Annotated in this window: 24 protein-coding genes; 7 read left to right on the top strand and 17 right to left on the bottom strand. The window is 62.6% G+C overall.

Translation table 11 applies throughout. The features are described 5' to 3' along the window. Nucleotides 1–12: 12 nt before the first annotated feature. From AC1RRE_RS11195 to AC1RRE_RS11165, 7 genes are all read right to left on the bottom strand, one after another. Nucleotides 13–1,101, bottom strand: coding sequence for an amino acid ABC transporter permease (locus tag AC1RRE_RS11195; RefSeq protein WP_492981215.1), 1,089 nt, complete (start codon nucleotides 1,099–1,101; stop codon nucleotides 13–15). A 1-nt stretch (nucleotide 1,102) separates the two neighbouring features. Next, nucleotides 1,103–2,296 (bottom strand): amino acid ABC transporter permease, encoded by a 1,194-nt coding sequence (locus AC1RRE_RS11190; protein WP_492981214.1) that lies wholly within the window; start codon nucleotides 2,294–2,296, stop codon nucleotides 1,103–1,105. Between the two features lie 87 nt (nucleotides 2,297–2,383). Then, nucleotides 2,384–3,403: an amino acid ABC transporter substrate-binding protein gene (locus AC1RRE_RS11185; RefSeq protein ID WP_492981213.1), complete on the bottom strand. Its 1,020-nt coding sequence runs from the start codon at nucleotides 3,401–3,403 to the stop codon at nucleotides 2,384–2,386. 245 nt (nucleotides 3,404–3,648) lie between these two features. Continuing rightward, entirely contained in the window at nucleotides 3,649–4,668 is a 1,020-nt protein-coding gene (locus AC1RRE_RS11180; protein WP_492981212.1) for an amino acid ABC transporter substrate-binding protein, read from the bottom strand. A 67-nt stretch (nucleotides 4,669–4,735) separates the two neighbouring features. Then, nucleotides 4,736–5,191, bottom strand: a complete 456-nt coding sequence (locus AC1RRE_RS11175; protein ID WP_492981211.1) for a YqaA family protein — start codon at nucleotides 5,189–5,191, stop codon at nucleotides 4,736–4,738. Nucleotides 5,192–5,197: 6 nt separating this feature from the next. After that, nucleotides 5,198–6,598: a M20 family metallopeptidase gene (locus AC1RRE_RS11170; RefSeq protein ID WP_492981210.1), complete on the bottom strand. Its 1,401-nt coding sequence runs from the start codon at nucleotides 6,596–6,598 to the stop codon at nucleotides 5,198–5,200. Nucleotides 6,599–6,631: 33 nt separating this feature from the next. Next, entirely contained in the window at nucleotides 6,632–7,513 is an 882-nt protein-coding gene (locus tag AC1RRE_RS11165) for a LysR substrate-binding domain-containing protein (protein ID WP_492981209.1), read from the bottom strand. Between the two features lie 109 nt (nucleotides 7,514–7,622). On the opposite strand from AC1RRE_RS11165, the gene AC1RRE_RS11160 reads away from it, so the two are divergent. From AC1RRE_RS11160 to AC1RRE_RS11140, 5 genes are all read left to right on the top strand, one after another. Next, complete coding sequence (locus AC1RRE_RS11160) at nucleotides 7,623–8,636, top strand: zinc-binding alcohol dehydrogenase family protein (RefSeq protein WP_492981208.1); 1,014 nt, start codon at nucleotides 7,623–7,625, stop codon at nucleotides 8,634–8,636. Nucleotides 8,637–8,733: 97 nt separating this feature from the next. Then, a complete protein-coding gene (metC, locus tag AC1RRE_RS11155) occupies nucleotides 8,734–9,918 on the top strand; it encodes a cystathionine beta-lyase (protein ID WP_492981207.1) in 1,185 nt (394 codons plus the stop codon). Continuing rightward, nucleotides 9,918–10,772 (top strand): GNAT family N-acetyltransferase, encoded by an 855-nt coding sequence (locus AC1RRE_RS11150; protein WP_492981206.1) that lies wholly within the window; start codon nucleotides 9,918–9,920, stop codon nucleotides 10,770–10,772. Before metC ends, AC1RRE_RS11150 begins: the two co-directional genes overlap by 1 nt. Nucleotides 10,773–10,784: 12 nt before the next feature. Then, complete coding sequence (locus AC1RRE_RS11145) at nucleotides 10,785–11,540, top strand: enoyl-CoA hydratase (RefSeq protein ID WP_492981205.1); 756 nt, start codon at nucleotides 10,785–10,787, stop codon at nucleotides 11,538–11,540. An 84-nt stretch (nucleotides 11,541–11,624) separates the two neighbouring features. Further along, nucleotides 11,625–11,876 carry a hypothetical protein gene (locus tag AC1RRE_RS11140; protein ID WP_492981204.1) on the top strand — a complete coding sequence of 84 codons (252 nt, stop codon included), beginning with the start codon at nucleotides 11,625–11,627 and terminating at the stop codon, nucleotides 11,874–11,876. 57 nt (nucleotides 11,877–11,933) lie between these two features. Here the strand turns inward: AC1RRE_RS11140 and AC1RRE_RS11135 are convergent, their stop codons facing one another. From AC1RRE_RS11135 to AC1RRE_RS11100, 8 genes are all read right to left on the bottom strand, one after another. Next, on the bottom strand, nucleotides 11,934–12,404 hold the full coding sequence (locus tag AC1RRE_RS11135) for an aminoacyl-tRNA deacylase (RefSeq protein WP_492981203.1): 471 nt from the start codon (nucleotides 12,402–12,404) through the stop codon (nucleotides 11,934–11,936). Between the two features lie 142 nt (nucleotides 12,405–12,546). Beyond that, complete coding sequence (locus AC1RRE_RS11130; protein ID WP_492981202.1) at nucleotides 12,547–13,044, bottom strand: Fur family transcriptional regulator; 498 nt, start codon at nucleotides 13,042–13,044, stop codon at nucleotides 12,547–12,549. 42 nt (nucleotides 13,045–13,086) lie between these two features. Next, nucleotides 13,087–13,932 (bottom strand): alpha/beta fold hydrolase, encoded by an 846-nt coding sequence (locus AC1RRE_RS11125; protein ID WP_492981201.1) that lies wholly within the window; start codon nucleotides 13,930–13,932, stop codon nucleotides 13,087–13,089. After that, on the bottom strand, nucleotides 13,929–14,996 hold the full coding sequence (locus AC1RRE_RS11120; protein WP_492981200.1) for a branched-chain amino acid ABC transporter permease: 1,068 nt from the start codon (nucleotides 14,994–14,996) through the stop codon (nucleotides 13,929–13,931). The genes AC1RRE_RS11125 and AC1RRE_RS11120 overlap by 4 nt, the downstream gene beginning before the upstream one ends. Before the next feature lie 15 nt (nucleotides 14,997–15,011). Next, nucleotides 15,012–16,028: a branched-chain amino acid ABC transporter permease gene (locus tag AC1RRE_RS11115; RefSeq protein ID WP_492981199.1), complete on the bottom strand. Its 1,017-nt coding sequence runs from the start codon at nucleotides 16,026–16,028 to the stop codon at nucleotides 15,012–15,014. Next, complete coding sequence (locus AC1RRE_RS11110) at nucleotides 16,025–16,747, bottom strand: ABC transporter ATP-binding protein (RefSeq protein ID WP_492981198.1); 723 nt, start codon at nucleotides 16,745–16,747, stop codon at nucleotides 16,025–16,027. The genes AC1RRE_RS11115 and AC1RRE_RS11110 overlap by 4 nt, the downstream gene beginning before the upstream one ends. Continuing rightward, nucleotides 16,744–17,514 carry an ABC transporter ATP-binding protein gene (locus AC1RRE_RS11105; protein ID WP_492981197.1) on the bottom strand — a complete coding sequence of 257 codons (771 nt, stop codon included), beginning with the start codon at nucleotides 17,512–17,514 and terminating at the stop codon, nucleotides 16,744–16,746. The genes AC1RRE_RS11110 and AC1RRE_RS11105 overlap by 4 nt, the downstream gene beginning before the upstream one ends. A gap of 53 nt (nucleotides 17,515–17,567) precedes the next feature. Beyond that, entirely contained in the window at nucleotides 17,568–18,767 is a 1,200-nt protein-coding gene (locus AC1RRE_RS11100) for a substrate-binding domain-containing protein (protein WP_492981196.1), read from the bottom strand. 208 nt (nucleotides 18,768–18,975) lie between these two features. Here AC1RRE_RS11100 and AC1RRE_RS11095 point away from each other — a divergent pair, with 208 nt between their 5' ends. Together AC1RRE_RS11095 and AC1RRE_RS11090 are read left to right on the top strand one after the other, a co-directional pair. Further along, nucleotides 18,976–19,608 carry a TetR/AcrR family transcriptional regulator gene (locus AC1RRE_RS11095; RefSeq protein WP_492981195.1) on the top strand — a complete coding sequence of 211 codons (633 nt, stop codon included), beginning with the start codon at nucleotides 18,976–18,978 and terminating at the stop codon, nucleotides 19,606–19,608. A gap of 114 nt (nucleotides 19,609–19,722) precedes the next feature. Then, nucleotides 19,723–20,334: a hypothetical protein gene (locus AC1RRE_RS11090; RefSeq protein ID WP_492981194.1), complete on the top strand. Its 612-nt coding sequence runs from the start codon at nucleotides 19,723–19,725 to the stop codon at nucleotides 20,332–20,334. Between the two features lie 3 nt (nucleotides 20,335–20,337). Here the strand turns inward: AC1RRE_RS11090 and AC1RRE_RS11085 are convergent, their stop codons facing one another. Then, a complete protein-coding gene (locus tag AC1RRE_RS11085; RefSeq protein ID WP_492981193.1) occupies nucleotides 20,338–21,843 on the bottom strand; it encodes a tripartite tricarboxylate transporter permease in 1,506 nt (501 codons plus the stop codon). Nucleotides 21,844–21,856: 13 nt separating this feature from the next. Then, nucleotides 21,857–22,327: a tripartite tricarboxylate transporter TctB family protein gene (locus tag AC1RRE_RS11080; protein ID WP_492981192.1), complete on the bottom strand. Its 471-nt coding sequence runs from the start codon at nucleotides 22,325–22,327 to the stop codon at nucleotides 21,857–21,859. Nucleotides 22,328–22,385 lie beyond the last annotated feature (58 nt).

The raw sequence follows: 22,385 nt of genomic DNA, 5'->3' as shown, positions 1-22,385 counted from the left end.
TCAACGGTTCCTTCAGCGCTTGTGTCCGGTGGCCAGACGCTCTTCGAGCCTCCGGCTGTACTTGGACATCGAGTAGCAAAAGACGAAATAGATGAGAGAGACGAAGATATAGGCCTCGATCGAGAAGCCGCGCCAGGCGGGATCGGTGAGCGACACCTTGGTCGACTGCATCAGGTCATAGATGCCGATGATCACCACCAGCGAGGTGTCCTTGAACACCGCGATGAACAGGCTGACCAGCGGCGGGATCACGATCTTGAGTGCCTGCGGCAGGATGATCAGGCGGGACTGCTGGTAGAAGCTGAGGCCCAGCGATTCCGCGCCCTCATACTGCCCCTTCGGGATCGCCTGCAGACCGCCGCGCACCACCTCGGCCAGATAGGCCGCGGCAAACAGGATGATGGCGATCTGGGCGCGCAGCAGCTTGTCGATGCTGAAGCCCTCGGGCAGGAACAGCGGCAGCATGACCGAGGACATGAACAGCATGCTGATCAGGGGCACGCCGCGGATGAGCTCGATATAGAGCACGCAGATCGTCTTGATCGCCGGCATCTTGGACCGGCGACCCAACGCCAGCATCAGCCCGAACGGGAATGCGATGGCGATGCCGAAGGTGGACAGGATCAGCGTCAGCGGCAGGCCGCCCCAGAGCGTGTCCTCGACATAGCGCAGGCCCAGGATGCCGCCCCACATCAGGACGGCGACCGAGACCAGACCACCGACCCAGATATACAGCAGGCTCTTGTTCCAGAAGCGCTGCATGCAGCTCATGACAATCATGCAGATCAGCATGATGGCCGCGATCAGCGGGCGCCACTGCTCGTCATAGGGATACAGGCCGAACAGCATCAGGCGGTATTTCTGCCCGATGAAGGCCCAGCATGCACCGCCGCCGGCGCGGCATTCCTGCGAGCTGGAGGCCGTGAAGCTGGCCTTGATCAGCGCCCACTCGACGAATGGCGGCAACGAGAAGATCAGGATCGTCGCCGCAATGACGGTCAGGATCGCGTTCAGTGGCGTCGAGAAAAGCCGGTCACGCAGCCAGGCAATCGGCCCGGTGGAGCTGTTCGGCGGCGCCATGGTTTCGGAAGCTGTGCTCATCTTACCGCTCCACCAGGGCTATATGTTTGTTGTACCAGTTCATGAAGACCGAGATCGACAGACTGATGCTGAGATACACCGCCATGATGATCATAATGCCTTCGATGGCCTGACCAGTCTGGTTCAGCGTCGTGTTGGCGACCGAGACAATATCGGGATATCCGATCGCCACAGCCAGCGAGCTGTTCTTGGTCAGGTTCAGATACTGGCTGGTCATCGGCGGAATGATCACGCGCAGCGACTGCGGCAACACGATCAGGCGCAGCGTCTGGCTGCGGCTCAGGCCGAGCGCCCCTGCCGCCTCCCACTGGCCGTAATTCACGGCCTGGATGCCAGCGCGCACCACCTCGGCGATGAAGCCGGCGGTATAGAGCACGAGGCCGAACAGCAGCGCCGCGAATTCCGGGGTCAGTGTCGCGCCGCCCACGAAATTGAAGCCCTGCAGCTTCGGCACATCCAGTTCCATCGGCGCGCCGCCGAACAGCCAGCCAAGCAGCGGCAGCCCGAACAGCATGGCGATGGCCGTGCGGTAAATCGGGAAGGCCTTGCCGGTGGCGTCCTGGCGCTTCTTGGCGAAATGCACCACCACGCCGATCAGGATCAGCGCGAGGAAGAAACCGCCGGCTGCTAGGTCGAAGGCGACATGGTCGGTCGGCGACGGAATCTTGATGCCGCGATTGGAGATGAAGACGCCGGGAATGGGCTTAAGCGAGTCACGCGGTCCGGGCATCGATTCGGTGATGATCGCGTACCAGAAGAACAGCTGCAGCAGCAGCGGCACGTTGCGGATCACCTCGACATAGATCATCGAGAGCTTGGCGATCAGCCAGTTCTTCGACAGTCGCGCGATACCAATGACGGTGCCGATGAGGGTGGCCAGAATGATGCCGACCACCGCAATGCGCAGTGTGTTCAGCAGGCCGACCAGGATGGCGCGCGCGTAGGTGTTTTCCGGCCCGTAGGCGATCGGCGATTCGCCGATGGCAAAGCCCGCCTCGCGCTGCAGGAAGTGGAAGCCGGTGGAGATATTGCGAACCGCCAGATTGTGCAGCGTGTTCGAGATCAGGAACCAGCCGATGCAAACGACCAGTCCGATGGCCACCACCTGATAGACGACGGATCGGACGTCGGGATCGTTCCAGCTCAGTCGACGTTTCGGCGCGGCTTGCGCGCCGGTTAGCTTGCTATTGGCCATGTGCCCCCCATGGCTAGACTTGTAAAAACAAACCCTGAGATGAGTGACCGGCGGCGCCCTGTTTCGCCGCCGGTCACCATCACAGACTTAACGGATCGGCCAGGCGTACAGAGCGCCGCCGTTCGACCACTGCGCGTTCACGCCGCGATCGAGCTTCAGCGGGCTTTCCTTGCCCACGTTACGCTCGAAGCTTTCGCCGTAATTGCCTACCTGCTTGATGATGTTGTAGGCCCACTTCTCGTCAACGCCGAGCGCCTTGCCGGCACCAGGCGTCACACCGAGGATGCGCTTGATGTTCGGGTTGTCGCTCTTCAGCATCTCGTCGACGTTCTTCGAGGTGATGCCGTATTCCTCAGCCTCGATCATCGCGTTCAGCGCCCAGCGGACAACAACCAGCCAGGCATCGTCGCCCTGACGCACCATCGGGCCAAGCGGCTCCTTGGAGATCGTCTCGGGCAGGATGACGTGGTCATCGCCGTTCGGCAGCTGCGTCGAACGGATCGCGGCGAGCTGCGACTTGTCTGTGGTGAAGGCATCGCAACGGCCGGCCGAATAGGCGCCGACCAGCTCGTCCAGCTTCTCGATCACAACCGGCTTGAACGTGATCTTGTTGGCGCGGAAGTAGTCGGCCAGGTTCAGTTCGGTGGTGGTGCCCGGCTGCACGCAGACGGTGGCGCCATTCAGTTCCTTGGCGCTCTTGACGCCCAGCTTCTTCGTCACGATGAAGCCCTGGCCGTCATAGTAGTTGATGCCGGCGCCGATCAGGCCCAGCGAGCCATCGCGGCTCAGGGTCTGCGTCGTGTTGCGGGCGAGCAGATCGATCTCACCCGACTGCAGGGCGGTGAAGCGCTGCTGGGTGGTGACGGGCGTGTACTTGACCTTGGTGGCATCGCCGAACATGGCGGCGGCAACCGCCTTGCACATGTCGACATCGAGGCCCTTCCAGTTGCCCTGCGCGTCAGGAGCGGAGAAACCGCCCAAGCCAGTATGGACACCACACTGCACAAAGCCCTTGGCCTTGACGGCATCAAAGCTGGCGCCCGCCTGGGCACCCTGTGCGATGAACATCAGGGCGGCCGCGGCGACGGCCGATTGCAAAAGTTTCATTGGGTTAGTCCTTCTCTATTTCGACTAGGTACTACCTGTGGCCAGAGCGTTTATGGGGGGTCCGGACACCCTGCCTAAATATCATGACGCCCCAAAAACCAGCAACATAACCACAGTTATCCACAGGCCGGGCCGCCGTACCGTCTGCAGAAGGTCACATATTATGCAGGACACGGACGGATTATGCAGGACACGGACGGAATCCCGGGTTTGATTACCCCGCGACTCCGCCCGCTCCTCAACCCTTAACGGATCGGCCAGGAATACAGGAGGCCGCCCTTGGTCCACTGTTCATTCACGCCGCGATCGAGCTTCAGCGCGCTGCCCTTGCCGACATTGCGCTCGAAGCTTTCGCCGTAATTGCCTACCTGCTTGATGATGTTGTAGGCCCACTTCTCGTCAACGCCGAGCGCCTTGCCGCCGCCGGCCGTGACGCCGAGGATGCGCTTGATGTTCGGGTTGTCGCTTTTCAGCATCTCATCGACATTCGCCGACGTGATGCCGTATTCCTCAGCCTCGATCATCGCGTTGAGGGTCCAGCGAACCATGACCAGCCAGGTGTCGTCGCCCTGACGGACCAGCGGGCCGAGCGGCTCCTTGGAGATGACTTCCGGCAGGATGACATGGTCATCGGGGTTCGGCAGCTGGGTCGCACGGGTGGATGCGAGACCCGAGATGTCGGTGGTGTAGGAGTCGCAGCGGCCGGCCGAATAAGCGGCAACCACTTCGTCCAGTTTCTCGATCACAACCGGCTTGAACGTGATGCGGTTGGCGCGGAAGTAGTCGGCCAGGTTCAGTTCGGTGGTGGTGCCCGGCTGCACGCAGACGGTGGCGCCGTTCAGTTCCTTGGCGCTCTTGACGCCCAGCTTCTTCGTCACGATGAAGCCCTGGCCGTCATAGTAGTTCACGCCAGCGCCGATCAGACCCAGCGAAGCATCGCGCGACAGAGTCTGCGTGGTGTTGCGGGCGAGCAGATCGACTTCGCCCGACTGCAGCGCGGTGAAGCGCTGCTGCGCGGTCAGCGGGGTGAATTTCACCTTGGTGGCATCGCCGAACATCGCGGCGGCAACCGCCTTGCAAAGATCGACGTCGATGCCCTTCATTTCGCCCTTGGCGTCCGGGGCCCCGAAGCCACCGACGCTGCCGTTCATGCCGCACTGCACGAAGCCCTTGGTCTTAACGGCATCAAAAGTCGCGCCTGCCTGCGCACCTTGTGCAACAAACGCCAATGCGGCCGCAGCCGCGATCGTTTTCAGAAGTGTCATTGAAGTTAGCCTTTTCCCTGTTTTACGACGAGGGCACTGCGGTTTACTCAGCGCCATGTCCCGATCATCATGACGCCAAAAAAACCGGCAAGGCAACATCCGTTATCCACAGAACCATGGCGTAACGGGCTGCCTTTCCAAGGGTAACCACTATCAAAAATCGGGCCAGAGGGTATCGCAGGGCACCGGCGGCAAAGGTCAACGGGTCGCCGACCACGGGAATCCAAGAGAAAAGCAGCGTTATACCGCCCCATCGCTGGAACCTATCCTGGGCTTTTTGCAGTTGCACAGTGCTGATCGGAAACCAGCGTTTGTGCTTAAACCGCAGGCACCAGACACCTAATGACCAGTTGATCAGCGCGCCCAGCACATTTCCGCTTGTCGCAACCGCAAGCAGAACTATCGGTGGTGCAATGGCAGCCGCATGCGCTGCAGCCAGAGCTGCCTCGGATGACAGCGGCACCAGCGTCGCCGCCAGCAGCGACCAGACGAACAAGCCGCTCAGACTGAGTGCGAAGTCCACCCGGCGTTATGACGGCAGGACGGCGGCGTCAGGCTCGCCCAGATCCCACAGCAGGCCAGCCATCATCTGCAGCCCTTCGCGCATCACCGGCAGCAGGATGTGCTCGTTCGGCGCATGCTGCGAACAGGCCGCATAGGAATGCGGCATCCACACGGTGGGCAGGCCCAGCGTTTCGGCGAAGACCTCGTTGGGCAGCGAGCCGCCCAGGTTGGGCAGCAGCGCCGGGCGGCGGCCCATGGTCTTCTCCACCGAGGCCAATGCGAAATTCACATAGGGATGGTCGGGATCGAGGCGGGTCGCGCGGAAGATTTCAGCGCGCGCCTGCGCCACCTGCACCTGCGGGAAGCCGTGGCGATCCAGATGCCGGCGCAGCGCCGGCAGGAACTGTGAGGAATCCGGGCCAACGACGAACCTGATCTGGCAATGCGCCGAAGCCGTGCCCGGAATGGCGTTGACGGGGAACTCGGGGTTGCCGGTCTTGAAGGCCAGCACGTCGAAGCTGCACCAGCCATAGACGCGCTCGGCCGGCGTCAGGCCCGGCTCGCCCCACCAGGCATCGATCTGCGGGCCGTCGCTGCCACCGCTGACTTCGCAATCGGCCAGCGCGCGCTTCACATTGGCCGGCAGTTCGCTCGGCACCCATTCAGGCACGCGAATCTGACCGGTGGGACCGGCGATGCTGGCGATGGCATGCGCCAGGATGATGCCCGGGTCAGCCAGCAGCCCGCCCCAGTTGCCCGAATGATGCGCACCCTTGCGCAGGTCGACCGTGAGATCGAAGTTCAGTGCGCCGCGAGCGCCGCAATAGAGCGTCGGCCGTTCCGGCGACAGGCGCGGACCATCCGAGGCGAGAAACAGGTTGGCTTTCCAGTTGTCGCGCTGCGATTTGCAAAATGCATCCAGCCCGGGCGAACCGACCTCTTCGCCGGTCTCGATCAGCAGCACGACATTGAAGCCGAACTTGCCGCCGCGTGCCTTCAGCACCGCCGCCATCGCCGCGATGTTGACCGTGTGCTGGCCCTTGTTATCGGCCGTGCCGCGGCCATAGAGCTTTTCGCCATCCTGGGTGAGCACCCAGGGATTGAGGCCATCGCGCCACTGCGTTTCCTGGCCGCGGATCACATCGCCATGGCCGTAGGAGAACAGCGTCTTGGTCGCACCAGCCTCGCGGCGGGTTGCCACCAGGAATGGCCCGCCCTTTGGTGAGGGATTGGGATGCACCGCACATTCAAAGCCGAGCGCCTCGAGACTGGCGCGCATTTCCTTCTCGACATAGTCGCCCAGCGCACTGGCGCGCTCCGGGTTCTGGCTTTCGGTCGGGATGGCGACACGGCGGGCGAGATCGGCGGCAAAACCACCCTCGTCCAGATAGGCAGTGGCGGCCTGGATTGCTGCAGCGCGGGTCATGGGGGCACTCTCATCGGAAAACGACGAGACAGGTTAGGCCGCCTGACGGGTCCCCGCCAAGGCCCGCAGGCTGTCTTCGATGAAGCCGACCAGGGCAGCTTTCAGATCGCTCTGGTTACCGCCTTCGCCAAACACTGCATGCTCGACACTGCCCAGCGCCGGAAAACCGTCTTCCGGCTGCAGGCGGCGCAACTCGGGCGTAAGACTGCCCTCGCCCATCACGGCAATGCCCAAACCGGCGCGCGCAGCAGCCAGAACACCCATGCCGCTTTCGCTGGTGTAGACCACGCGCCAGGCATGACCGGCGGTTTTCAGCGCCTCCAGCCCGCGGCTGCGGAAAATGCAGGGCGGCGGCAGCGCACAAAACGGCAATGGTACGGAAAGGTCCAGCTGGAACTGTGGCGCGCAGACCCATTGCAGGTTCTCGCGCCATATGGCGCGGCCGCGCGTCTCGCCCTCGTCGCGCTTGGCGATCACCAGGTCGAGCTGACCGCTGTCGAGCGCGTCGATCACGTTGCTGCTCATGCCGACCTTCACGTCGATATGGATGCGCGGATAGACACGGGCGAAGCGACTCAAGACTTCAGGCAGATGGTTAGGCACGAAATACTCGACCACGCCGAGGCGGATTTCGCCGACCGCATTGGGCTCCGCGAAACGGCGCACGGTCTCGTCGTTGAGCTCCAGCAGGCGACGGGCGTAATCCAGCAGCACCTCGCCATCACGGGTCAGACTGAGCGAGCGGCTGGTGCGTTCGAACACCCGGCGCCCCAGCGCCTCCTCCAGCTTCTTGATCTTGATCGACATGGCCGCCTGGCTGCGGCCCAACAGGTCACCGGCCGCCGTGAAGCCGCCAGCTTCGGCAATCGCTACGAAGGACCGCAGGGCGTCGAGGTCGAGATCGGGATAGCGCATGGATCAATAATTAAAACGAATGATAAAAATAGCAACTATCAATTTCTCATATGAATGAGACTGCACCATAGTCCACCCTGTCCACTTCTACCCCTTTCCGGAGCCCGTCATGAAAGCCGTCGCCTACAAGGCCTCTCACCCCGTCGATCACCCCGAAGCCCTGCTCGACATCAAGCTCGACAAGCCGCAGCCGGCTGGCCGCGACCTGCTGGTGAAGGTGATGGCGGTATCGGTGAACCCGGTCGACACCAAGGTGCGGCGGAATATGGCCCCGGCCGAAGGCACTGCTCGCGTGCTGGGCTTCGATGCCGCCGGTGTGGTGGAGGCCGTCGGTCCCGAGACAAAGCTGTTCAAGCCGGGCGATGCTGTCTTCTATGCCGGCGATCTGACTCGTAGCGGCACCAATGCGGAATTCCATCTGGTCGACGAGCGCATCGTTGGCCCTAAGCCTGCATCGCTCGACTTCCCCGCCGCCGCTGCCCTGCCGCTGACCGCCATCACCGCCTGGGAGATGCTGTTCGACCGCTTCGGCATCCGCAAAGGCGAAGGCAAGGGCAAAAGCCTGCTCATTCTGGGTGGTGCCGGCGGCGTCGGTTCGATCGCCGTGCAGCTCGCGCGCCAGCTGACCGGCCTGACTGTGCTGGCCACCGCTTCGCGGCCGGAAACCCAGAGCTGGGTGAAAGAGCTTGGTGCCCATCATGTAATCGATCATGGCAAGCCAATGCCCGAGCAGGTGAAGGCCGCCGGCTTCGGCAGCGGCATCGACTACATCTTCTCGACCACCGAGACGATGCAGCATGTCGTCGCCTTCGCCGAGATGATGGCGCCGCAGGGAAAATTCGGCCTCATCGATGATCCCAAGGGGCTGGATATCTCGGTGTTCAAGCGCAAGAGCGTGAGCGTGCACTGGGAGTTCATGTTCACGCGCTCGATGTTCCAGACGCCCGACATCGCGGCGCAACATGAACTGCTGGCCGAGGTTGCGGGTCTGGTTGATGCCGGTACACTGCGGACCACCTTGGCCGAAGTCATGGGCCCGATCAACGCAGCCACCCTGCGCAAGGTCCATGGCATGGTGGAAAGCGGCCGCACCCGCGGCAAGCTGGTGCTGGCCGGTTTCTAAATCGAGACATCAGGATTTCTCAGGTGATATCCGGGCCGGTGCGGCTTTCCAGCCGCGCCGGCCTTTGCGATAGTCGGGGTCCAGACTGGAGTCCGACATGAAAGACGAAACCAAACTTTCCGCACTCGGCCGCGATCCCGATGGCCATCACGGTGCGGTCAATATCCCCGTCTATCGTGCCTCCACCATCCTGCAGCCGAACCTGAAGGCACTGGCCGACATGTATGCCGCGCGCGGCCGCGATGAGCAGGTGACGACCTATGGCCGCATCGGCACACCGCTGACCTATGCCTTCGAGAATACGGTGGCCGAACTGGAAGGCGGCTATCGCGCCATGGGTTACCCTTCGGGCGCAGCCGCCTGCTCCGGCGCGATTCTGAGCGTGGTGAAAAGCGGCGATCACATCCTGGTTTCGGACAACATCTACGGCCCGACCCGGCATTTCTGCGACACCGTGCTGAAGCGTATGGGCGTCGAGACCGAATACTACCGGCCGATGCAGGATACCGCCGGGCTCAAGGCGCTGCTGCGTGCCAACACCACGCTGGTCTTCCTGGAGTCTCCAGGCTCGCTGACCTTCGAGATGCAGGATGTACCCGCGATCTGCGACATCGTGCACAAGCATGGCGCCAAGGTGGCGGTCGACAACACCTGGGGCACGCCGCTGTATTTCAAGAGCTTCAGTCACGGCGTCGATCTCTCGGTGCATGCGGCAACCAAATATATTGTCGGCCATTCAGATGCGATGCTGGGTGTGGTTGTCGCCACCAAGGACAGCTGGCCGAGCTTGCGCGAGACCGCACGTGCCATCGGCGCCAATGCCGGCCCCGATGAAGTCTTCCTCGGCCTGCGTGGCCTGCGCACCATGGCGGTGCGGCTGGCGCGCCATATGGAAAGCGGCATCGCCGTGGCCGACTGGCTGCGCAGCCGGGCGGAAGTGACCAGCGTGCTGCACCCTGCCCTGCCGCAGGATCCGGGACACCAGATCTGGAAGCGTGACTTCCTCGGCGCCTGCGGCTTGTTTTCGTTCGAACTGCAGAAAAAATATTCCGACGCCGCCATAGCTGCATTCGTCGACCATCTCGAACTCTTCGGCATCGGCTATTCCTGGGGCGGCTTCGAAAGCCTGATCACCGTGGCCAAGCCGCATGGCATCCGCTCAGCCGAACCCTGGCGAGACCATGGCCCGTTGCTGCGCCTGCATATCGGCCTGGAAGACGCGGGCGACCTGATGGACGACCTGAAGGCCGGCTTCGACCGCCTGAACAAGGCGCAAGGCTGATGGTGACAATCCGCCAGCTGGTGCCGGCGGATCGCACCGAGCTGGAACGCTTCCTCACCGACCATGCCGCACAGGCGATGTTCCTGCGGTCCAATCTTGCCCGTAGCGGCATCCGCGATGGCGCAGAGACCTATTGCGGCCGCTATGTCGCCGCCCTCGACGGTGTGCGCATCGTCGGGGTGGCAGCGCATTACTGGAACAACATCCTGCTGCTGCTCGCGCCCGACCATGCTGCGGCACTCTCCCTGGCCGCAGTCGAGGGCCGCATGCTGTCCGGCATCATCGGACCGCAAGCCCAGGTGGAAGCGGCGAAGGCTGCTTTGCCACTGGCCGGCCGCGAGATGCGGGTCGATAGTCCGGAAGATCTGTTTCAGCTTGCGTTGCCCGACCTGATTGTGCCGGACAGGCTGCGCGATGGCACCCTCACCTGCCGTCTTGCGACCAGGGACAACATTCAGCTGCTGGGCAGGTGGCGGCTGGACTTCGATATTGCCCTGAATGGCGCGCAAGCTTCGGACCGGGCGCGGACTGAAGCTGAGAATGCCGTCGCACTGTGGATCGATGAGCAGGCGCAGTTCATCCTGTTCGATGGAGACCAGCCGGTTGCCGGCTGCTGCCACAATGCCCGCCTGCCCGACATGGTGCAGATCGGCAATGTCTGGACCCCAACCGATCAGCGCGGCCGCGGCTATGCCCGGGCCGTCGTCGCCGACGCCCTCCTGCAGGCACAACAGACAGGCGTTGCGGCGGCAATCCTGTTCACGGCCAAGGATAACCATCCGGCGCGACAGGCTTACCTTGCGTTAGGCTTTTCCCGTGTCGGAGACTATGCCATCGTATTGCTCAAAGATTAGGGAGCAGACGAGATGTCCGAGATTCTGACCGCACAGGCTGATGGCATCCTGACCATCACCTTCAACCGTCCCGACAAGAAGAACGCCCTCACTTCGGCCATGTACGCCACGCTGGCCGATGCACTGGAAAAGGCTGAAGGCGACAGCGCCGTGCGCGTCGTGCTGTTTGCCGGCAACGGTGGCGCCTTCACGGCCGGCAACGACTTGCAGGACTTCCTGAACAATCCCCCGCAGGGTGATGGCAGTCCGGTCTTCCGTTTCCTGCGCGCGATCAGCACGCTGTCGAAACCGATGATCGCCGCCGTCTCCGGCGTCGCGGTCGGCGTCGGCTCCACCATGCTGCTGCATTGCGATTTGGTCTATGTGGGCGAGAGCGCGAAGCTCTCCTTCCCCTTCGTCAACCTGGCCTTGGTGCCCGAGGCTGCCTCGTCGCTGCTGCTGCCAGCCATGATCGGCTATCACCGCGCGGCTGAACTGGTGATGCTGGGCGAACCCTTCACGGCTGCCACGGCGAAAGAGTACGGCATTGCCAATGCGGTCTTCCCCGATGACAAATTGCTGGCCGAGGCCACCAAGGTGGCGCAGAAATTGGCGGCCAAGCCGCCGACCGCGATGAAGCTGACCAAGGAATTGCTGCGGAAAAGCCGTGGTGACATCGCCGGCCAGATGGCCGCCGAGGGCGTGCATTTCCGCGCACAGCTGCAGTCGGCCGAAGCACGCGAGGCGATGACGGCGTTCTTCGAGAAGAGACCGCCAAAATTCAGTTGATTCAAGCGAGGCGTAGCCGCAATCAAAGCGGAACATCATCGCTGTACATGGGTTTTTCCTTCATAACCAGAAAGGGAGAACCTCATGCCCAACAAGACACAACAGCCTTCACCGCAGCAGACCCGCATGCCGCCGAAATCCGGCCAGAGCGATGTGGGCCGCGACACCGATAACGACGGCCGCGTGGTGAAACCGGGTCACGTCGCCGGTGACGTCGATGGCGGCAAGCGAGCCGACAGCCAGATTGGCAAAGATACCGATGGCGATAGCCGCGTCGTGAAACCGGGCCGCAAGCCCGGTGAGATCGACGGCGATCGTCAGAAGCAGAAACACTAAGCCCATTACAGGGAGAAACGGAGGAAAGGCCCGCAGGCAACTGCGGGCCTTTCTGATTCAGTGTTCGACACTGATCCGTGCGTGCCGGGCTTCAGGCATCAGGCGGCGGAAATCCTTGCTCCGCACATGCACCAGCGTGCAGTGATCACCGCCTTCGAAATAAAGATCGTCCACTGCATCCAGACTGCGGTCGATCACGACCTCGACGCCATAGGCGCTGCCCAGCGGTGGCAAGGCACCGGGTGCGCAGTCCTTGAACAGCGTGCCGATATCGCGCTCGCTGGCCAGGCCCACCGGACGTTTTACGGCCCGCGACAGCTTATGCAGAGCGACATCGCAGGAGGCCGGTACGGCAGCCAGCATGAAGCCGTCATCGTCCTCCACCAGCACCGCTTTAACGACGCAGGATTCCGGAATGCCGGCCGAATGCGCAGCTTCCTGCATGGTTGCCGCGCGACGATGGGAAACGATGTCATAAGGAATATCGTGACGGTCGAGAAACTGCCGCAAACTGGTCGCAAGTGCCATGGCACCCTCCTCTGGCAAGGGCGACGGTTATGCCGGCTTCAATCTGTTTCCCCCGGCATGACCACCGATTGCGATCAGGCTACGACGGAATGCAGCAGCGGCAAAAATGACAATTGCGGGACGCGGCGCTTGTGTGCGCTGCTTATAAAGCGCGACAGTCGCGACAGATGCCAACCACTTCAATGGTCTGGCGTTCCACCTGAAAGCCGAGCGCGCGGGCATCCTGCTGGATACGGTTGCCCAGTTCCGGATCGTTGATCTCGGTTGCCGTACCGCAATTGCGACAGATAAAGATTTCCTGCTGCACGGCATGGCCGGGCTCGGTGCAGCCAATGAAGGCGTTCAGGCTTTCGACGCGATGCACCAGCCCCTGCTCGACCAGGAAATCGAGCGCGCGATACACCGTCGGCGGCGCCGCTTTCTGGCCATCACTGCCCAGCTGCGCCAGCAGGTCATAGGCGCCGGCCGGCTTGTGGCTCTGCCAGATCAGCTCCAGCACGCGACGGCGCACGGGCGTGAGCTTGGCCCCCTTGGCGGCGCAATGAGCCTCGGCCTTGGCCAGCGCATCGGAGATGCAACTGGCATGGTCGTGGCCATGCCCATGGACATGGGTATGAAGCTGGTGGGGCGCGCTGGACATGGGCTTCAGTATAGGGCGGGCCGCCGGCCCGGCCAACTGCCGCTATTCCGCCAGAAATGCCGCGATCAGGGCAATCTGTTCAGGGGTATCCAGCGCCGGGGCATGGCCCACACCGGGGATATCGATTCGGCGTGCCTTGGGGCCGCGCCGGGTCATCTCCGCTGCCGTATCCGCACTCAGCAGATCGGAGACCGCGCCACGGACAAGCAGCGTGCGGGTGGTGATCAGATCATAAATCGGCCAGGCGTCAGCGCCCTGCGCCGCAGCCACCTGACGGCCGAAGACCGCAGCGATCTGTGGATCGTAATTCGGCGTCAGCCGGCCATCGGGCAGACGGCGCGATGAGGTTTCGGCCAGCTTGCGCCAGCCGGCATCGCTGGCGATCCCGAAGGGCGCGTAGATTTCGCGAAAATACTGTTCCAGTTCCGGCAGCGTGTCGAACGCCGGCGGCGCACCGGCATATTTCAGGATGCGCTGCACGGCCTCGGGGGCAATGGCCGGGCCGATATCGTTGAATGCCAGATGGCTGATGCGGGATTTCAGCACCGTCGCAGCTGCCGCCATGCCGACCAGACCACCCATCGAGGTGCCGACCCAGCGCACGGTGGAAAGCCCGAGCTGGTCCAGCAGCTCGACCGCCTGCCCCGTGTAGAAAGGCACGCTGTATTCCACATCGGGATTCGGGCTCCAGGCGCTCAGGCCACGGCCGATGGTATCGACGGCGATCAGGCGATACCGGTCACTAAGCGCCGCGGCCAGGTCGTCAAAGTCATGCGCGTTGCGGGCAAAGCCATGCCAGAGGATGACCGGCGGCGCGTCCTTCGCGCCCCAATCGAAGACATGGACGCTACGGCCAGCCAGCGTGAGGTAGCGGGATTCAGGTGTCATCGGCGCATTTGCCGCAACTTGCCGACGATGCCGGCAGGAAAGAAATAGACACTCAGGACGAACAGGATGCCGAGCCAGAGCAGCCAGCGGTCGGCATGAAACAGACTGGGCAGCAGCGGCACGCCGGCCACTTCCAGCGCCGTGCTGAACTGCCCCATCAGCACCTGCAGGTAATTCTGCGCCAGAATGAAGATCGTCGCACCCAGCACCGCACCATAGAGCGTGCCCATGCCGCCGATCACAACCATCAGCAGGATGTCGATCATGATGGCGAAGCTGAGCGTGGTATCCGGGCCGGTATAGCGCAGCCAGAGCGCCATCAGCACGCCGGCCAGCGTGGCCATGCCAGCCGAGAGGCAGTTGGCGATCGAGCGATAGACCACGACGCGATAGCCCAACGCCTCGGCGCGGAAATCATTCTCGCGGATCGCCTGCAGCACACGGCCGAACGGCGAGTTCATCATCCGCAGCGCCAGCAGGAACAGGCCCAGCGCCGAGAAGAAAATCAGGTAATAGGTCAGGATGCGGCCGTTGATATTGACCCCCAGGACGGGATCATCGAACAGCCGGAAAGCCGGCCGCAGCAATTCCGGAATCCGGTAGCTGCGGCCGTCCTCTCCCCCCGTAATCTCGTTGAGTTGCGACGCCAGGATTGCAAAGGCGGAGGCGACCGCCAGCGTGATCATGGCAAAAAAGATCGCGCGGACGCGCAGGCTGAACAGCCCGATCAGCAGCGCCAGCAGCATGGCCAGCACCATCGCCACCAGCACGCCGATGCCCAACGCACCCCAGCCGGCATCGAAGTTGTACATGGCAATTGCCACGCCATAGCCGCCGATGCCGTAGAACATGGTATGGGCGAAAGACACGATGCCGGTATAGCCGAGCAGCAGGTCGTAGCTCGCCACGAGGATGATGAAGACGCAGATCTTGGCCGCGACATTCAGCGGCTGGCTGCCCGGAAACAGGAAGGGCGCGAAGGCCAGGCTGATCAGGATCAGCACCAGCACGGCGGCCAATGGCTTTGAGCGCGGATAATCGCCGGAGAGAAGGCTATGCAGCATGTTGCTCTGCCCCCCTTACCGCTTCGCCACGGGATACAGCCCCTGCGGCCGCCACAGCAGGATCAGCACCATCAGGAGAATGCTGCTGCCCAGCGCCAGCTTGGGCGCCAGGAAGCCGGTATAGTTGGCGACCAGTGCCACCAGCAGCGCGCCGGTGAAGCAGCCGCCGACCGAGCCCAGCCCGCCGATGATGATGACGATGAAAATCAGCACGTTCACTTCCATACCCATGCCGGCAGTCAGCGTCTGGCGATAGAAGGCCCAGAGCACACCACCCAGCCCGGCCAGCGCCGAGCCGGCAATGAAGACGCCCACAAACAGTCGACGGATCTTGTAGCCCAGCGCTTCCACCATCTCGGCATTCTCGACGCCGGCACGGATGAGAAGCCCGATCTTGGTGCGGTTCAGGATCAGGTACATGAGGCCGAAGACAGCCAGGCCCAGCACCACGGCGATGACGCGGTATTTCTCCATGGCCGCATCGCCGACCACGATGGCGCCGCGTAGCGCGGTCGGCAGCCGTAACGGGATCGGACTGGCACCCCAGAGCACATGGATCATCTGTTCGGCCACGATCATGCCGCCCATGGTGATCAGGATCTGCTTCAGATGCTGGCCATAGACCGGCCGGATCACCACGCGCTCAAACGCCCAGCCCAGGCCGCCGGTGACAACCATGGCCACAAGGATACAGGCGAGCAGGACGCCGAGATTGAGCAGCAGGTTGTCGGCCTCGACCCAGGCAGCCAGCGGCCCCAGTGCCACCAGGCTCATATAGGCGCCAAACGAAATGAAAACGCCGTGGCCGAAATTCAGCACGTCCATCAGGCCGAAGACCAGCGTCAGCCCCGAAGCCATCAGGAAGATCATCATGCCCATGGCGAGCGCGGCCACGGTGAGCGTCACCCAGGTCGACACGCTGCCGACGAAAGGCAGCGCCACCAGCATCAGCAGCGGCACCAGCAGCACCGGCAAGATATCGACCTTCACCCGAGGCAGGCTGGCGGTTTCGGTGGCGGCAGCGGCTGTCATTGATGCGCATCCATGCTGAGGCCCAGCAGGCGCTGCTGCAGACTCTTGTCCTCGGCCAGTTCCGCCATCGCGCCGCTATGCACGATGCGGCCGTCATCCATCACGGCGACATGGTCGCCCAGCAGCTTGGCGGCAAGGAAATTCTGTTCGACCAGCAGGATGGTCGCGCCGGTCGACTTCAGTTCCCTGAATGCCTGGATCATGTTCATGATGATCGCGGGCGCGAGGCCCTTGGTCGGTTCGTCAATCAGCAACAGTGCGCGTGGCTCGACGATGGCACGCGCAATCGCCAGCATCTGCTTCTGCCCGCCTGACAGCGAGCCCGCCGCCAGCAGCCAGAACTTCTCCAGCGCCGGGAACAGGCCGAAAATCCATTTCAGCCGCGCTGCATCTATCTCGCCGCTGCGGGCCGCCAGGATCATGTTTTCGCGCACCGTGAGGTCGGCGAAGATTCCCATATTTTCGGGCACGTAGGCGATGCCGCTCTGCGCGATCTCGGGTGTCGGCTTGCTTGTGATATCCTCACCATCGAACACCACGCGGCCCTTGCTGGCCTGCCACAGGCCCATGATCGTGCGCAGGGTCGTGGTCTTGCCGGCACCGTTGCGCCCGAGCAGCATGGTGAGCTGGCCGCGCGGCACGGCGAGATCGACGCCATGCAGGATATGGTACTGCGCGATATGGGTATGGACGCCGTCCAGACGCAGCAGGTCGCTCATGCCGCCTGCTTCGGACTGATGCCGAGATAGGCTTCCTGCACGATCGGCGAGGCGATCACGGCTGCCGGTTCGCCATCGGCGACCAGCTGGCCGTTGTGTAAAACAATAATGCGATCTGCAAGACTGCGCACCACATCCATCTTGTGCTCGACCAGCAGCACGGTCTTGTCGCCGCGTGCCTTGATGTCCTGGATCAGTTCCAGGATCACCGGCACTTCGTCTACCGACATGCCCGCAGTCGGCTCGTCGAACATGAAGATATCGGGTTCCAGCGCCAGCAGCAGCGCCACTTCCAGCTTGCGCTGATCGCCATGCGGCAAGGCGCCCGCCGTGGCGTCGCCCTTGTCATGCAGACGCACAGACGCCAGTAGCGCATCCGCCTTGTCGATCAGGTCGCGGCGATGGCTCCAGAGCTGCAGCAACTGGAGCCCGGCGCCCGCACGAGACTGAACAGCAAGGCGCACATTCTCGCGCACGGTCAGGTTCGGAAACAGGTTGGTTAGCTGAAAGGCGCGGCCCATGCCCTTCTTGGTGCGGGCGGACGCGCTCAGGCCCGTGACATCTTCGCCATTGAGCAGCACCTGCCCGGCGGTGGATTTCAGCTGGCCGGAAATGAGATTGAAATAGGTGGTCTTGCCGGCGCCATTGGGGCCGACGATGGCCGTCAGGGTGCCGGGCCGGAAGGCGCAGCTCACCGCGTTCACGGCGACATGGCCGCCGAAACGGATGGTCAGGTCGCGGGTTTCGAGCGTGGGCGTGGCGGACATGATCTCAGTAGATAAAAACGGCCGGAGCAGTCACCTGCCCCGGCCGTGTGGACTCAACGCTTGTTGCGGATCGGCAGCGGCATGGCCGATTCCTGGATGGTCTGCACCAGCTCCAGAAGATCGTTGTCGTCCTTGCCGTCCTTCTTGACCTTGAAGTGATACATCTGCTGCATCGCCTGATGGTCTTCCTTGCGGAAGATCATGCTGCCCTTCGGGGTATCGAAGGCCATGCCTTCCATGGCGGCGATCAGCTTCTCGGTGTTGGTGCCGCCCGCCTTCTGCACAGCAGTCAGCGCGGCAGAGGCAGCCGCAAAGCCGCCAGCAGTGAAGAAGTCCGGCGGATTGCCGTTGAAACGCTTCTTGTGTTCGGCAACCAGCCAATCGTTCATCGCGTTCTTCGGGAAGTCGTAATAATAGTAGATAGCGCCTTCCATACCGGCATACGGCTTGAAGGTCTTCATCACCGGCAGGATGTTGCCGCCAGTGGACAGTTCGATATTGAAACGCTCCGGCTTCAGGTCGGCGATCTTGGGCAGCGGATTGGGGCCAGCCCAGTAGACGACAATCATTTTCCGGCCGGGCTTGTCCTTCAGTGCATCGAACAGACGCTGCGCAGAGGCGGTGAAATCGGTCGCGTTCTGCGGGGCGTATTCCTCGAACGCAACCTTGACGTTGGGCTTCAGCTCGGACAGCGACTTTTTCAGAGCCGCAATGCCATCGCGACCAAAGGCGTAATCCTGCGCCAAAGTGCCAATGTTCATTTCTCCCGTTGCCGGGAATGCAGCGACGCCGGCAATGGCATCCTGTGTCGAGTTGCGACCGGTGCGGAAAATATACCGGTTCCACTTCGCCCCGGTAATATCATCGGCCACGGCGGGCTCGACGATCAGGATCTTCTTGTGCTCTTCGGCGACCGGCAGCATGGCCAATGCAGCGCCGGACGAGGTGGTGCCGATCGCGATGTCGACATTGTCGTCGGCATAGGCCTGCTCCAGCAGCGACTTGGCCATATCAGGCTTGCCCTGATCGTCCTTGATGATCAGCTGAATCTTGCGACCCTGCCAGGTCATCGTGTTCTTGGTCAGGTATTCCAGCCCCATCTTGAAGCCGTCTTCCGTCTGCCGGGCATAGGCTTCGAGATTGCTGGACTTGCTGGTGATCAGGGCAATCTTCAGGTCGGCGGCCTGCGCCGACAATGCCAGACCGGCTGTCAGGACAGCGGCCAGACCGGCCGTCTTGGTGATGCGCTGCATGTTTCCTCTCCCTTGAAACAGTATGGATGAGCCGGCGGTGGCCCGGGTGGTCCCAGTGGGGTCCCCAGTGCCGGGCCGCGCCCACCCGGGCGGCCCAAACATGACAGTTGATTCATGTTTCATGTATTCGTACTCTCAGGTCCACCGCCCGTCAAGGCGGATTGCGGCCGGTGGAACCGGCCGCCCACGGAGAATGACAGCACCGCCCATGGCGACCGCGACCCAGAAAAACCGCGCCCTGCCCCGGCCCAAGACAGGGCGCGGCGAACAGACCCGGCAGAAAATCCTCGACGCCGCCAAGCGCGAGATCGGCCGGCACGGCTTTGCCGAAACCTCGATCGCCGCCATCACCACCGAGGCCGGCGTCGCCCAGGGCACCTTCTACATCTACTTCCGCACCAAGGAAGACGTGCTGCGCGAACTGGTGCTGCATTTGGGCCGCAGCCTGCGCCACCAGCTGACCGAGGCGATTGCCGGCGCGCGCAACCGTATGGAGGCCGAACGGCTGGGCCTGCTCGCCTTCCTGGAATTCGTGCGGCGCAATCCCGATCTCTACCAGGTGGTCGACGTCTCGCAGTTTGTCGATCCGAAAATCTATCGCCAGTATTACCTCGACTTCGTCGCCGGTTATTGCGAGGTGCTGGACGAAGCCGAAAAGCACAACGAGATCACCCCCGGCGGCGGGCGGCAGGCGACCGAAATCCGCGCCTGGATGCTGATGGGCATGGCCGACTTCCTCGGCAAGCGCTACGGTCTGTGGGACACCAAGACGCCACTGGGGCCTGTCGTGGATGACGCGATGGCCATGATCGCCAACGGCATCGCCATTCACGTTCGCTAGACGTTACGCACCATCACGTGGCCGTGACCGCAAAGCGGATGTAACGGCCATCACTTGTCGTTCCTGCCTTTGCCTGAGAAGGATGGCGCATGGCTTTGCAGGGAGGGCCTACCGATGACACATCTCAATGGCTGGCGACTGACGGGACTGATCTCAGCCCTGCTCGCCCTGATGGCTCTACTCATTGTCGGCGCTGGCGATTACTCCGTCGACAGCATCCGCACGGCGATCCGGGTCACGGCCCGAACCTCGCTGGTCCTGTTCCTGCCGGTCTTCATGGCCTCGGCGCTGGTGAAGTTCTGGCCCGGCGGCTTTACCCGCTGGCTGCTGCGCAACCGCCGCTATCTCGGCGTCAGCTTCGCCGCCTCGCATGGCATCCATGCCATTCTCATTATCGCCTTCGCCATACTCGATCCGGTGCTGTTCAACGAGATGTCGCCGCTGTCCTCGATCATCAGCGGCGCCTCGGCCTATCTGTTCATCGTGCTGATGGCAGCCACGTCGTTCGACGCCGCAGTGCGGTTCGTGGGAGCGCGCAACTGGCGCATCCTGCATTGGACTGGCGCCTGGTATATCGCGATTTCATTCATCTTCACCAACATCAAGCGCACACCGGACATGCCGCTCTACTGGCTGCCGGTGGCACTGGTCGTGCTGGCGATGATCATCCGGATCGCCGGCTGGTGGCGCAGCCGCGCCATGCGCGTGACTGCCGCCTCCGCCTGATGGTCAGGCTGGTCTGGCGCGCAGACGCCCGACCAGCCAACTCCCCAGCGGCCAGAACAAGATGATGAAGGTGGCGACGCCCAGTCCCGCCGAAATCGGTCGCTCGAAGAAGACCAGCGGATTGCCGTTCGCCTTGATCATCGAGGTGACAAAGGTCTCTTCCAGCATGGTGCCCAGCACCACGCCCAGGATGGCTGGTGCGACGGCAAAGCCGTTCTCTTCCATCACGAAAGCCAGCACGCCAAAGACCAGGATCAACAGAACGCCGAACACGGTGTTGTTGATGGCGAACGAGCCGACGATGCAGAACAGCATGATCACCGGCATCAGGATGTTGCGCGGGACACGCAGAATATTGGTCGCCAGCCGGATGGTCAGCCAGCCCAGCGGCACCATGATGATGTTGGCCAGGATGAAGACCAGGAAAATCGCGTAGACGTTTTCCGGGGCGTTCAGGAACAGCGTCGGCCCGGGATTGAGGCCCTTCAGGTACAGCACGCCGATGGCAATAGCGGTGATGGAATCGCCCGGAATGCCAAAAACCAGCGCCGGAATCCAGGCGCCCGCCAACGAACTGTTGTTGGCCGCGCCGGACTCGACGATGCCTTCCACATGGCCGGTGCCGAACTTCTCGGGTTCCTTGGAAAATTTCTTGCTCATCGCATAGGACATCCAGGACGCCATGTCGGCGCCCGAGCCCGGCTGGATGCCAATGATGGTGCCCAACACGCTGCCACGCAGCAGCGCGCCGGGATACTTCACCAACAACCCCCACATGCCCTTGAACACGCTGCCCAGCCGCGTTACGGCGATGGTCATCGGTGGATCCATGCTGACGACAAAGCGCAGGATTTCCGAAACGGCAAACATGCCCACCATCATCGGAATCAGACTGACGCCGCCCATCAATTCGGTATTGCCAAAGGTGAAGCGTGGATAGCCGCCGGGATTGTCGAGGCCGACACAGGCGATCAGCAGGCCCAGGATCAACGAGATACAGGCCTTCAGGATGCTGTTGCTACCGATGAAAACCGCGCCAGCCAGCCCGAGCAGGACCAGCCAGAAATACTCGAACGAGGAAAATTTCAGCGCGATCTCGGCCAGCGCCGGCGCGGATGTCACCAGCACCGCCGTGCCGAACAGGCCACCGATGGCCGAGAAGACCAGGCCGGCACCCAGCGCGGTTTCGGCCTGCCCTTTCAGGGTCATCTTGTAGGCTTCATCGGTATAGGCGGCCGAGGCCGGCGTGCCTGGAATGCGCAACAACGCACCAGGGATGTCGCCGGAAAAGATCGCCATCGCCGTCGCCGTGACGATGGCGGCAATGGCCGGCACCGGTGGCATGAAGAAGGTGATCGGCACCAGCAGCGCCGTCGCCATCGTCGCCGTCAGGCCGGGAATGCAGCCGACGAACATCCCGAACATGGCTGAACAGAGAATGACCACCAGAACATAGGGGTCAAAGACCAGATGGAAGGCCGCGGTGGTATGCTGAAGAAAATCGCCCATGGTTTTTGCGCCCCTACCAGATCATTCCTTGCAGCAGCCCCCAAGGCAGCGGCACGCGCAAGAATTTGTAGAAGATCGTATGGATCACCAGCGTCACGCCGGCAGCGACTGGCAGGATCAGCATCAGCTTCACCCGCAGGCTGTAAAACAGCACGCTGAGAATGAGAATGCCGGTGGGGATGAAGCCGAGGATATCGGCGCAGAAGACATAGAACAGCAGCGCCGCGATGATCAGCAGGAAGTTGGCCATATGATGCGGCGAGCGCACCCAGGCGCCCAGCACAATCAGCGGCTGCCGTTCGGCGCGGATACCGCGCCAGATCAATGCCAGCGAACAGCCGAGCAGCAGGATGGCGAGAAGCCCGGGGAAAGCCGAAGGCCCGATGTTCTGTCCGGGAATGGGGGGATACTGACTGACGGTGACAAGGATCAGTACGGACAGCAATGCCAGAACCGCACCGCTGAGGGCATCATGGATACGCATGGGCCATACCTGTCTGGAAATAGAAAGGCCGGCGCGGCCGCATGACCGCGCCGGCAGA

The sequence above is a fragment of the Ferrovibrio sp. GW821-FHT12D07 genome (assembly GCF_058807275.1).
Note: the sequence above shows the minus strand (reverse complement) of the source record. Positions and strands in the feature narration are given on the sequence as shown.